This is a genomic window from Rothia sp. HMSC064D08 (genome assembly GCF_001809525.1).
Classification (GTDB): domain Bacteria; phylum Actinomycetota; class Actinomycetes; order Actinomycetales; family Micrococcaceae; genus Rothia; species Rothia dentocariosa.
Map to the genome: position 1 here is coordinate 92,876 of NZ_KV797900.1, position 11,904 is coordinate 104,779.

The window sequence follows — 11,904 nt, forward strand, 5'->3', positions numbered from 1 at the left end:
CTATCTGCTCGTCAAAATACTATCTGCTCGCGCTTTATGAAGTTTTACAGGCTTTAGAGTTCGCCGCGCCGCTGACGTTCGGAAGGCATTCCGCCAGCCCAAAGCGCAGCACCCACAATGCCAGCATTATTGCGCAGAGTCGCCATCACCATAGGAGTGCGAATCTCGTCCTCGAAGTAGGGCATAAATTTCTCGGGGTTCTTTGAGATGCCTCCACCAATAATGAAAAGGTCGGGGGAGAACAACGCTTCAACATGCTGGAAATACCGGCGCAGACGCTTTTTAGCGTACTTCTTCCACGAAAGATCATGAACTTCGCGTGCTCGCGCGGATGCGCGGGATTCCGCATCATACCCGTCAATTTCAAGGTGTCCGAGTTCGGTGTTCGGCACCAAAACCCCGTTGTTAATTAGGGCGGAACCAATACCGGTTCCCAGGGTGATAACGGCGATGAGCCCCGTCTTGTCTCGTCCTTGCCCGTAGGTGGCTTCGGCAAGACCGGCGGCATCAGCATCATTAATGCCGTAAACAGTCCTTGAATCCAGGGCGTCACTGATGAGCTGCTCAAGGTTAGTGTTAATCCAGGCGGGATCAACATTTGCAGCTGAGAAAACCACACCATTCTTCACGACGGCGGGGAAATCGACGCCGATGGCAGAATAAGGCTCTGGCGCTATCTCACGTGATTGAAGCTCATCAACAATCTGGCGTGCCACCTGTGCGATAGCCTGTGGGGTTGCTGGCTGCGGGGTGGGAATACGAAAACGCTCGGATACCAGGTTACCGGTTCGCAGATCGACGATACCGCCTTTCATACCGGTACCGCCAATATCAATACCGATCATCAGGTCTTTGGGGGTGGGCGCCGGAACATCGACGTATTCTACCGAGTTTTCGACCGGAGGAATTGCAGCAGTAGTCTCGTTCATAGGTCTCTCTTTCGTCGTGTCTGTGTTATTGGGAGAAAAACTAAGGCAGGGTGAGAACATCCACGCCGTCTGCTGTGACAACCATGGTGTGCTCAAATTGGGCGGTACGTTTGCGATCGCGGGTGACCACAGTCCAATCGTCATCCCACAAATCCCACTCGATCGTGCCGAGTGTCAGCATGGGTTCGATGGTGAAGATCATGCCCTCTTTGATCTCCATATCATAGGCGGGTGCCGCATCGTAGTGCGGGATAATAAGGCCCGAGTGGAATTCGCGCCCCACGCCGTGCCCGGTATAGTCACGCACTACACCGTATCCAAAACGCGCCGCGTATTTTTCAATCACGCGACCGATAACGTTGATTTGACGGCCTGGTTTAACCGCCTTCATCGCGCGGTTGAGGGCTTCTTCAGTACGTTCTACCAGCAGACGGGATTCTTCATCGACATTACCCACCAGCAAAGTTTTATTGGTGTCGCCGTGCATTCCATCAAGGTATGCGGTGACGTCAAGGTTTAGGATGTCGCCGTCCTCAAGTACCGTGGAGTCGGGAATGCCGTGACAGATCACCTCGTTCAGCGAGGTGCATACCGATTTCGGGTAGCCGCGATAATCCACGGTGGAGGGGTAGGCACCGTGATCGCAAATATACTCGTGGATCAGCACATCGATCTGATCGGTTGTCGTGCCCGGGACGGCAATCTTTGCCGCTTCCACAATAGCGCCTGCAGCAACCTTACCCGCTGCACGTACTCTCTCAACCTCTTCAGGGGTGTACATATTTGAGTCGTTGCCCTCATTGGGGGTTTTCTTACCCACGTATTCGGGGCGAACAATATCTGCCGGTACAGTGCGCATGGGGGTGACAACTCCGGGGGTCAGGCACCCTATGGGCGCGGCACCCGGTTCTGCGGGAAGATTATGAGAAGTAGCCATAAAATTATCTTACCGGCAGAACACAGGTGTATCGCTAGGTACCCCATACAAAACCCGAACCTTTTTCCATATACGCAGAATATTTTTCATCATGCGTGCGCAGGGCCTTAAAGTTGACGAAAATTGGTGAAAGACGGCGCATGAGGATGTAAAAGGTGCTACCGTGAAGGACATAAAGAACCTGCGTAGTTTTCTGTCACCAAAGCGCAGGCATGCTGAAGGAGAATAATGAGTATTACCGACAATGTCACCCCAGGCCCACACCCGGTGCAGTACTGGTACAACACCTTTACCGGGCAGGTAGAAGAAGGGCAGCAAAGCAAGATTACCCACCTGTGGGGTCCTTATGCGACACGCGAAGAGGCAGAAAAGGCCATGGAAACAGCGCAGAAGCGTAATGAAGAATGGGACAATCAGGACTAGCCGATTTCCGCGCAAATCTTAAGAGCCAGACTCACCGTGTGTGAGGCTGGCTCTTGTGCTTTGTAGATTTTCCGCTGCTCCCTAAGGCGGCTTTTCTGAGAGGATTTCTACTCAAAAGTGTGTTCTTGGGCGGGGAATTCGCCCGAGCGCACCTCGGCGCGGTAGGTACGTGCCGCATCTTCAAGAAGCGAACCGATCTGCGCGAATTGTTTGACGAACTTGGGGAGTTTGCCCTCGCGCATTCCCATAGCGTCTTGCCAGACAAGCACCTGACCGGTAGTGACGTTGCTTGCGCCAATACCGATAGTAGGAACTGCGCCCACCGCCTGATCAACGCGGCGCGCGGTCTCTGTAGTCACCATTTCAAGAAGCACACAGAATGCGCCAGCTTCGGCGAGGGCGCGTGCATCCGCAACAACGGCGTCGCTTTTTTCGCCGCGGCCCTGCACTCGGAAACCGCCGAGAGCATGTTCCGACTGTGGGGTGAAGCCGACGTGTGCGACAACCGGAATACCTGCACGAACTATGGCGCGAACCCACTCGGTCATAGCGGCGTTGGCCTCGATTTTGATAGCGTGTGCCCCGCCTTCTTTCATGAGGCGCGCCGCCGATGCGACCGCTTGTGCGGGAGACTGCTCGTAACTGCCGAAGGGGAGATCGGCGACCACCATAGCGCGGGATGCGCCGCGTGCTACTGAGGCTACGAGCGGAATCATCTCGTCAAGAGTAACGGTGAGAGTGGACTCATATCCGTAGACGACATTAGCGGCGGAGTCACCGATAAGAAGCATATCGATTCCCGCGCGGTCAAAAATCTGGGCTGTTAAGAAGTCATAGCAGGTGAGCATTGAGAACTTTTCGCCCGCAGCTTTAGCCTGCGCGAGATGGAGGGTACGCACTTTTTTCACCTCTTCAAGGCTGAAAGGCTTATCTCCGGCTCCCGTGGGGGCGGCGCTCGTCGCGTTGTGCGGGTGCTGTGTAGATATGGCAGACGCGGATGGTGCGTAAGGGGCGTTTTCGTTCTCGCTCATGGGGTCTATTTTATCGTGGTTGCTCCGGTATTGCTGGGGAACGGTTCGCTGATAGATAACGCCTGATGCTATGGCATACCAAAACACCCATCATCTGGTTAGTACAGGGCACGTAATGGAGAGTAATTACCTCTGACAAGGGATTTTCGCCAGCCCCAGCGCCAACCGTGACGTTCTGCGTGGAAGAGGAAAACGGTATCCTGTGTGAGAGCAGGGGGCCAGTACACGAGTGGGTCGGTACCGGAGTCTCGTTTCTCAGCGGCGAGCGCATCGCATTGGAATTGTTCAAGACAGTGTTGTGCTTGGGCTTGCAGTTCGGCTGAAGACCGGGTCAGAGCCTCCGTTACAGTCGAGAGAATTTCTTCATGCGTAAAAGCTGAGAATTTTTCGTGATATTCAGTGCGGGCGCGATGGTGCAGCGCAGATGCGGATTTCATGAGGCGTTCACACTCGCGGACCATCTGGCTAAGCGACATCATCTCGTAGAGTTGGGGTACCTGAACATGTGCCTGAGAGAGGGCGGCGCGAAGCTCTGGGCTTATAGGCAGAAGGTGACCGAGTGTGTACACGTTGGTGCGGGCTAGATTAGCAGAGATAAGTGTTTCGGTAGTGGTGCTCAGGAGGGCTCGCGCATCGTTTTTAGTGTCTGCGGAAAATGCGTATCCGAGAGCTTTGACAATATCGAGAGTAAGCTGCGTTGCCTGTACTAGCACGGTGATGGGGTCTTGTGATGGCACCGCCGATTGTAGCTCGGTGAGCCTTGCACGATATTCGGTAAGTGTCTGAAAATGCTCTGATGCGTGGTCAATATCAATCTGCTGAAGCAGACGCTCAAGGGTTTTCAGCGTTGGGCTCAGCTGTGATTGTGCAGAGTCGAATGCATCCGTGAACAGAGTGAGGTGTCGATAAATAGTCTGGGCACCTTGGAGATATCGTTCATGGTGTGTATTCTCGTGCAGCGTTTGGGCTAGGCGAAGGTGCCTATGTAGTACATCAAATGGGAATGAGGTGATCGCTGGATAGCGTGTCTCAAGATCGTGAATTTGGCGCGATAAAGCCTGTTGGTGCTCCCGAGCACGGTCGGCGATATGCGCGAGTTTTTCATCGGTGAGATAACTTTCGGGAACGGGCAAATAGGCAATGCTCAAGAGCACTCCGAAGGAACAGCTGAGAGACTGTGCTACGGCGTTTTTGAGGGCTTGATCGTCTCTGTGCACTGTGGTCGCGAAAGCATAATATACAGAGTGCATATTCTGGATGAAACTATCGGTATCTTCCAGATAGTCACGACTGACGGCTTTGCTGACTCGAACTTGGGCTATCTACGCCCGTTCTCGTAGCAGCTGAAAATATTGGGCGGCGTATACAGCTTCGCGGTACCAGGCGGTGCATCTGTGCATGAGTTCCGCCTGCGATAGCTCGAAAATTGAGGGGTGAGCGTTGGCAGGGGCGAACCCTTGGGGAGAGAGTGCTACTGCCGAGAGCGCATACGGATCGGCCACGATAAACTCGGGCTCATAGACTCCATTGGGTAAAGGACAGGGCTCTTTGAAAGAAGAAATATAAGAAATAAGCCAGATGATACTGAACATAACGAGCATGAAGGCGCCGCTGAAAATAAGATACTCCACAATTATTCCTTCCTGGTTTTACGAAGGGCAGATTCGCCACTTTATACGATGTGATGAACCGAGTATCAGACTTTCAGATAGTCCGGTCGTGGGCAGTCTGGCTCCTCCCACACCTTATGCCAGGGTACAAAAAAGTCATCCTTATACAGGGAATGATAAAACCAACTAGGGTTTTGCAGCATCCAGTAATGATATTCCTCTGAATCGGGCTGCAGTCTGCTGCGCTTATCGCGTTCGAGCATACGCTGGCATTCGTCATATGCCGCATACATTTCGGTGTCAGATACAAGAAGCTCGTAGCTTAGCGCCGTCACAAACCGTTTTTGGCTTGGGGAATCTGGTGTCATATCGGGGAAGTAGCCGTCATATGTTTGCAGCATTTCCTCTCGCGTATGCCGTAATTGTTTTACCAGATTAACCAGGTACTCTAAAGAGCCCGATAGATCATCTTCATCCTCCAGAAGTATTTGGCAAGCATACTGATTCAGCATAGCCGCGCAGAGCTCATGTGCGTTCAGCGGCGCGTATTCCCCAGCAAGAAGGAGCTTTGTGTAACCGTATTCGCGTCGTATCTGCGTTATGCATAGGCGTTGAATAAGGCGCTCGCAGCGTGTATAAGACTCCTCTGAAAGTACCGGCTTCACCTCCGTAAGCAGATCTACGCAAAAGCTCGTTATGCGGTCTCGATGCCCTTGACTTTGTGACAGATCAGCGGGTGCCTTGCCGGTTGTCGCTAGGAGTTCTTCGAGCTGTTCGGCACGGTGGCTAACAATTTGCCGATAAAAACGGTTGCGGCGTTCTTCGGCTCCGTGTTGCGCCCCTTCAAGAAGTTCAACGGCAGTCTGCGCTTCGGGGGCGGCACGGCAGTATTCCTCGCATGCATCAAGGGCTTCTTGCAGCGCCGTCAATATAGTCCTAACGCCGCATATTGCACGTTGAATTTCGTGGTGCAGGTAAGTTCGTGCCGCATCCCCGCGAATATGCGGATGTTCGGCGAGTTTATGCTGCGCTGCCTCTAGAACCTGTGTTGCGGCGGCAAGCACCGCACAAGCAATCTGTTGGGGAAAATCACTGTTCTTATGCTGCGATAGTGCGGTGGAAAGATGCTGTTCGGTTTCATCACGGATGCCGCAAAGTTCTTGTACCTTAGTTTCTTGCCCTTTAAAGATTTTTGCGGATATATTTCGCGGTTCTTTCCAATCTCCAAGTATCAAACCTGTCTGACGTATAACACCTCGAGAGTATCCGAGAGCGTCGGTACTTGCCTGACGGAGTTTCTGCGGTTGAGAAGATTTAGCATCTAGCGCGTATTCATATCTGTTCAAGGCCGTGTAAGCTCGCAGAATGTCAACACGGACAGCTTCAGAGTAGGCATCGTCCAACGTGGGTTTTTTGAGGGTATCAGGGCGGATAGCGATATTGAGGTAAATACGATGCGCCCACCGTACGTACAGTTCATGCCGGTCGCGCAGTTGGCGAGGCGATAGAGCCCAGGTAATTTCGTCGAGTTTAAACGGGTTTTTGGGAGTCTCTGGAACCGGGGTAGGATTTCGGTTCCGGAACTTGTCTATGACCCATAGGATTGGCGTGAGGGGTATAGCTAGAAGGGCGCATACGATAAATCCAGCGAAAATGAGAACAGGAATTCCTAAAACGATAAAACATACGATGTACATGAACGCTATAGCTATCAATCTGCATATTTCTGCAATGCTCATGTGTATTTCCTCTGGAACGTATTCAGTGATTTCGTGGTTGGGATGTCCGCAAAACTTTGAAGTGATGGGAGTCACCCAATAACTTCTATCTTAGGCGACTCGCCGGACAGCTTAGCGCCCGTTAGCGTGAATTGAACGTGAATTTTGGGGGAATAAACTACTGTCTACATAAGAAGCTGGCTTTAGGTCGAGAACGCCGCAGATCTAACTTTTTAGCCCGAAGCTGGCTTTTATAGTTCAGTTTTCAAGGGTAGGCAAAACGCGGAACATACAACAACTGAGCTACACCCGCCTACCTGACCCACAGAATTTACATAAACGAAACCTGAACATCAGGCGTTTGCGGGAAGAAACCGATAGTCTAGAAAGAGACATAAAACCGTGCCAGCGCACTCGCGTCTTGCGGCACCAACATATGCGTGAGCACGGCATCACTCACCGCCGAGTCAGCTACCGCCCGGAATACAGGGAGATATCTATGGACCGTCAACAGGAATTTGTACTGCGCACCATCGAAGAGCGCGACATTCGCTTTATTCGGCTGTGGTTTACCGATGTGGTGGGAACCCTCAAATCCGTGGCATTGGCCCCAGCTGAGGTTGAAAGCGCCTTCGAGGAAGGGCTCGGCTTTGACGGTTCCTCTATTGAGGGTCTTTCGCGCGTGTACGAATCCGATATGCTGCTTCAACCCGATCCCTCCACATTCCAGATATTGCCTTGGCGCGGGATTGAAGACCATACCTCCCGCATGTTCTGCGATATTCTTACACCCGATGGTGAGGCGAGCGCATCCGACACGCGCGGCGTACTCAAGCGAACCCTCAACAAAGCGGCTGAGATGGGATTCACTTGCTATACGTCGCCTGAAATTGAGTTTTATCTGCTCAAATCTGCTCAGCTGGGTGATGATGGTTTTCCGGTACCGGTAGACTATGAATCCTATTTTGATCACACTCCCGGAGGGATTGTACAGGATTTCCGTCGCAAGGCGGTGACCATGCTTGAAGAGGTTGGTATCTCGGTGGAGTTTAGCCACCATGAAACTGGTCCCGGGCAGAACGAGATCGACCTGCGCCATGCTGATGCCCTGCAGACCGCCGATAATGTGATGACGTTCCGTACCGTTATTAAAGAGGTTGCGTACACGCGGGATCTTTACGCAACGTTCATGCCCAAGCCTTTCACCAAATATGCTGGCAGCGGTATGCACACCCATTTCTCGCTTTTTGAGGGCGATACTAACGCGTTCTTCGAGGCCGGGGCTGAGTATCGTCTCTCAAAGACGGCGCGGCACTTTATTGCCGGGGTGCTCAAGCATGCCCCGGAGTTTACCTCGGTCACCAATCAGTTCATCAATTCATATAAGCGGCTGTGGGGCGGGGGGGAAGCACCCAGTTACGTTTCATGGGGGCACAATAACAGGTCGGCGCTGGTGCGCGTACCGCTCTATAAACCGAATAAGATGCAGGCGGCGCGTATCGAATACCGAGGGCTTGATTCGGCCTCGAACCCCTACCTGGCATATGCGGTCATCCTCGCTGCGGGGCTCAAAGGTATTGAGCACGAGTATGAGCTCATGCCTGCCGTAACTGAAGATCTCGCCGCCATGACAACCGCAGAACGCCGCGCTATGGGCTACAACCCGCTGCCTGCTTCTCTGCGTGAGGCTATTAACCGTACCGAGGACTCCGAGTTCATGGCAGAGGCTCTGGGGGAGCAGGTTTTCGAACAATTCTTACGCAATAAGCGTGCCGATTGGGAACAATACCAGGCGCAGGTCACTCCGTACGAGCTCAAGCATAATCTGGGGATTCTCTAGCGGATAGGCGAGTTTCGGGAGGGGACCATGCCAGAGCAGCAACCTACTGAAGGAACAGCGGCGGTACCGGCGGATGCGGAACGTCAAGAACACGCACGCAGGCGCAAGCGCATGGTCGCCGCTGGGTTCTACGATGCCGCAAAGAGCGAGCGCTGGCTTGATTCCCCCGAACTCGCCCAGGTCAATACGGATGCTCTCTTTGCCGGGCTGCGCTGGGCACCCTCGCCGGATATCGCGTTACCTTCGCTGGTGAGGCTTATCGAAAAGCACCCCGCAACGGCGGAGCGCGCGAACCGCGGGGATGCCGAATTTAGCATGTTCCGGCTTTTGGGCTCTTCGCAGGCGTTGGGCGATTTTCTGTACCGCAACCCGCATTTGATCGACGATGTTCTCGACAGCCACGGGCTAGACTCTGAACCTGAGCTCATCGCCACTCAAGAGCCCAGCACTATTCAGGCGGAGGATATCGAGCCGCAGATAGACCCGCACGATGTTGAGGAAACCCCGCATATTCGCGGGTACAGCGGCACTGCCGGGGGTAAAAAGCTCGACGATATTGATGAGCCTACAGCCCCGCTGGCAACCGCATACCGCACGGAGCTGTTGGAAGCGGTGGGTGCAAACCCCGACGATGAGCGACCGCGCGCATCACGTGAGATGACGGGTAAAGACGGGTATACGGCACTACGTGTGGCGTACCGTGCCGCACTCACGAAAATTGCGCTTGTTGATGTGTGTTCGCCCGATCCCGTGGAACTTATGCCTACGATTGGGCGGCATCTTGCTGATCTTGCCGCTGCTGCGCTGGAAGGGGCGCTTGCGATAGCCCGCACCGAGGTTGCCGAGGGGCTGGGCGGTGGACTGTGCTCGGCACCTGCTCGGGGTGCATCCGTAGATGCCCTGGATTTGGCGATTATCGGTATGGGCAAATGCGGGGCGCGCGAGCTGAACTATATTTCTGATGTAGACGTGGTGTATGTGATAGCACCCGTTCCCGCCAGTGAACTGCCCGAGGGAGTAGAACCCCTCACCGAGCAGGACTGCGCCCAGATCGGTACTGAGCTGGTACACGCGCTGACGAAAGCGATCATGGCGCCTGCCTCCGAACCGCCGCTGTGGGAGGTGGACGCGAACCTGCGCCCCGAAGGCAAGGACGGGCCGCTGGTGCGCACCGTCGAATCCTATGTGCGGTACTACAAGCGTTGGGCTGAGAACTGGGAGTTTCAGGCGCTTTTGAAAGCCCGACCAATTGCTGGGTCTGCGCATTTGGGTGAAAAATACGCACGCGCAATCGAGCCGTTCGTGTGGGAGTCAGCCGCTCGGGATTCCTTTGTGGAATCTGTGCAGGCTATGCGCGCCCGCGTGACCGATAATATTCCTGCCGCCCAGCTGGAACGTCAAATAAAGCTCGGCCCCGGCGGTCTGCGTGATGTCGAGTTCACGGTTCAGCTTTTGCAGCTGGTGCACGGGCGAACCGACCCTGCTGTGCGTACCAAATCTACCCTGGATTCGCTCGCCGCGCTCACCCGTGCCAGCTACATTAGCCGCGCCGATACCGAAGCGTTCTCACGCGACTACAAGAAGTTGCGTCTGCTGGAGCACCGCATTCAGCTTATGCACTTGCGCCGAACCCACCTGATGCCCGATCGCGCCGGGGAACAGCGCGCTCTTGCCCGTTCCTTGGTGCCCGCCGAACGTATGGGAACACTCTCGGCTGAGCAGATGCTCAAAGCTTGGCAGAAACTCAAACGCAATGTGCGTTCCCTGCACGAACGTATTTTCTTCCGCCCTCTGCTGGCCGCAGTTTCAACGCTGAGCCGCGATGAAGTGGCGCTTTCCGACCAGGCGGCGCAGGACCGTCTGGCTGCGCTCGGCTACCGCGACCCGCGCGGAGCCATGCGGCATATTGAAGCACTCACCAACGGGATCAGCCGCCGCGCTGAGATTCAACGGCATCTGATGCCCGTGCTCTTGGGCTGGTTTGCTGAGGGCGTGGATGCAGACGCCGGGCTGCTGGGGTTTCGCCTGGTCTCAGAGTCTTTGGGCACCACGAGCTGGTACTTGCGTATGCTTCGCGATTCACCTGCCGCTGCGGAGCGGCTGTGCCAGATACTCTCAAGCTCGCGGTATATTACCGACCTGCTGGAAGATGCGCCCACCTCCATCACCTGGCTTGATAAGGTTGCCGACCTGCAGCCGCTGAGTGCGGACGCTCTCAAAGCTGAAATTACCTCGCTCCTGTCACGTCACGAGGACTCTGCGGACGCTATGCGCGCGGTACGGTACCTGCGCCGCCGCGAGATTTTGCGCATCGCCATGGGAGACGCCCTGAACCTGCTGAGCGTTCAGCAGGTGTGCACCGGGCTGGCGACCGTGGACGAGTGCACCATCGGCGCGGCGCTCGCCCTGGCGGAACGCGAAGAGATCAACGCAGGGGAGCGCAACGAGGAAACTGCGCCCCATAAGAGCGGCGCACCGCAGCACGATTTTCAAGAGGCAACGGGGGAGAACTCCGAAGAGGGACAGAGGAACCTGCTACTAACCGAGATCACGGTAATTGCGATGGGTCGTCTGGGCGGCGCCGAGAACGGCTTCGGTTCGGATGCAGACGTGATGTTTGTGCACCGCCCCGTGGAGGGAGCCGATGAGAAAGAAGCCCAGGCGCAGGCGAACCGCATTGTGAATCACCTGATGCAGCTGATTAAACAGCCTGTACGCCCTGCGATTCGTGCTGAACGCCCGCTTGAGGTAGATGCGGATTTGCGCCCGGAAGGTAAGCAGGGTGCGCTGGTACGCTCACTGGATTCATACCGCGCCTACTATGAGCGCTGGGCAGAGACATGGGAGTTTCAGGCGCTCTTGCGGGCACGCCCGATCGCCGGTTCTGAGGACCTGGGGCGTGCGTTTGTTGAGCTGATTGACCCGTACCGGTATCCGCGTGAATTCACGGTGGAGCAGGCGCAGCAGGTGCGGCGTATGAAGGCGCGAGTGGAGCATGAGCGCATGCCGCACGGGGCGGACCGTACCCGGCAGCTGAAGCTGGGGCGTGGCGGGCTCTCTGATGTGGAGTGGCTGGTTCAGCTGATTCAGCTGCAGCACGCTTATAAGGTTGAGGGGCTTCGCACGACTTCGACTCTGGATGCGCTGGATGCTGCTGTTCAGGCTAACTTAGTGGCTGCCGAGGACGCCGAAGTTTTGCGGGATGCGTGGCTGTTGGCGACCAAGATTCGCGGCGGCAATGTACTGCGTGGCGTGCGTCAATCCGATTTGTTGCCCACTTTACGCGATGCTTTGGAGGCGGTTGCCCGCTGGAGCGGCTATACCCCCGGCAGCGCCCGCCAATTAGAAGAAGACTATTTACGAGTCACCCGAAATGCCAGGAAAGTTTATGAACGGCTTTTCTTTGAGGGGTAAGA

9 protein-coding genes are annotated in these 11,904 nt (G+C 55.1%); 3 read left to right on the forward strand and 6 right to left on the reverse strand.

The window, feature by feature from the left end; genetic code table 11:
* Nucleotides 1-53: 53 nt before the first annotated feature.
* Both ppgK and map read right to left on the reverse strand, forming a co-directional pair.
* Nucleotides 54-845, reverse strand: coding sequence for a polyphosphate--glucose phosphotransferase (ppgK, locus tag HMPREF2625_RS07200; RefSeq protein ID WP_172461400.1), 792 nt, complete (start codon nt 843-845; stop codon nt 54-56).
* A 124-nt stretch (nt 846-969) separates the two neighbouring features.
* Complete coding sequence (map, locus tag HMPREF2625_RS07205) at nt 970-1,866, reverse strand: type I methionyl aminopeptidase (protein WP_070523455.1); 897 nt, start codon at nt 1,864-1,866, stop codon at nt 970-972.
* A 228-nt stretch (nt 1,867-2,094) separates the two neighbouring features.
* Between map and HMPREF2625_RS07210 the strand changes: the two genes are divergently transcribed.
* Entirely contained in the window at nt 2,095-2,289 is a 195-nt protein-coding gene (locus tag HMPREF2625_RS07210) for a hypothetical protein (protein WP_013398853.1), read from the forward strand.
* 107 nt (nt 2,290-2,396) lie between these two features.
* On the opposite strand, the gene panB is transcribed toward HMPREF2625_RS07210, so the two are convergent.
* The 4 genes from panB to HMPREF2625_RS07225 form a co-directional block, all read right to left on the reverse strand.
* Nucleotides 2,397-3,320 carry a 3-methyl-2-oxobutanoate hydroxymethyltransferase gene (gene panB / locus HMPREF2625_RS07215; RefSeq protein ID WP_070524432.1) on the reverse strand — a complete coding sequence of 308 codons (924 nt, stop codon included), beginning with the start codon at nt 3,318-3,320 and terminating at the stop codon, nt 2,397-2,399.
* Between the two features lie 98 nt (nt 3,321-3,418).
* Complete coding sequence (locus HMPREF2625_RS07220; RefSeq protein WP_246826741.1) at nt 3,419-4,468, reverse strand: hypothetical protein; 1,050 nt, start codon at nt 4,466-4,468, stop codon at nt 3,419-3,421.
* Nucleotides 4,469-4,642: 174 nt separating this feature from the next.
* On the reverse strand, nt 4,643-4,951 hold the full coding sequence (locus tag HMPREF2625_RS11065) for a hypothetical protein (RefSeq protein ID WP_246826742.1): 309 nt from the start codon (nt 4,949-4,951) through the stop codon (nt 4,643-4,645).
* 65 nt (nt 4,952-5,016) lie between these two features.
* On the reverse strand, nt 5,017-6,669 hold the full coding sequence (locus HMPREF2625_RS07225; protein WP_070523459.1) for a hypothetical protein: 1,653 nt from the start codon (nt 6,667-6,669) through the stop codon (nt 5,017-5,019).
* A 478-nt stretch (nt 6,670-7,147) separates the two neighbouring features.
* Between HMPREF2625_RS07225 and HMPREF2625_RS07230 the strand changes: the two genes are divergently transcribed.
* Both HMPREF2625_RS07230 and HMPREF2625_RS07235 read left to right on the forward strand, forming a co-directional pair.
* Entirely contained in the window at nt 7,148-8,488 is a 1,341-nt protein-coding gene (locus HMPREF2625_RS07230) for a glutamine synthetase family protein (RefSeq protein WP_004004410.1), read from the forward strand.
* Nucleotides 8,489-8,515: 27 nt separating this feature from the next.
* Nucleotides 8,516-11,902, forward strand: coding sequence for a bifunctional [glutamine synthetase] adenylyltransferase/[glutamine synthetase]-adenylyl-L-tyrosine phosphorylase (locus tag HMPREF2625_RS07235; RefSeq protein ID WP_070523462.1), 3,387 nt, complete (start codon nt 8,516-8,518; stop codon nt 11,900-11,902).
* The last annotated feature ends 2 nt before the right edge of the window (nt 11,903-11,904 follow it).

Bases quoted from the DNA above. Each gene is read 5' to 3' on its own strand.
- ppgK (WP_172461400.1), bottom strand. From the start codon at position 845: ATGATCGGTATTGATATTGGCGGTACCGGTATGAAAGGCGGTATCGTC.
- map (WP_070523455.1), bottom strand. From the start codon at position 1,866: ATGGCTACTTCTCATAATCTTCCCGCAGAACCGGGTGCCGCGCCCATA.
- HMPREF2625_RS07210 (WP_013398853.1), top strand. From the start codon at position 2,095: ATGAGTATTACCGACAATGTCACCCCAGGCCCACACCCGGTGCAGTAC.
- panB (WP_070524432.1), bottom strand. From the start codon at position 3,320: ATGAGCGAGAACGAAAACGCCCCTTACGCACCATCCGCGTCTGCCATA.
- HMPREF2625_RS07225 (WP_070523459.1), bottom strand. From the start codon at position 6,669: ATGAGCATTGCAGAAATATGCAGATTGATAGCTATAGCGTTCATGTAC.
- HMPREF2625_RS07230 (WP_004004410.1), top strand. From the start codon at position 7,148: ATGGACCGTCAACAGGAATTTGTACTGCGCACCATCGAAGAGCGCGAC.
- HMPREF2625_RS07235 (WP_070523462.1), top strand. From the start codon at position 8,516: ATGCCAGAGCAGCAACCTACTGAAGGAACAGCGGCGGTACCGGCGGAT.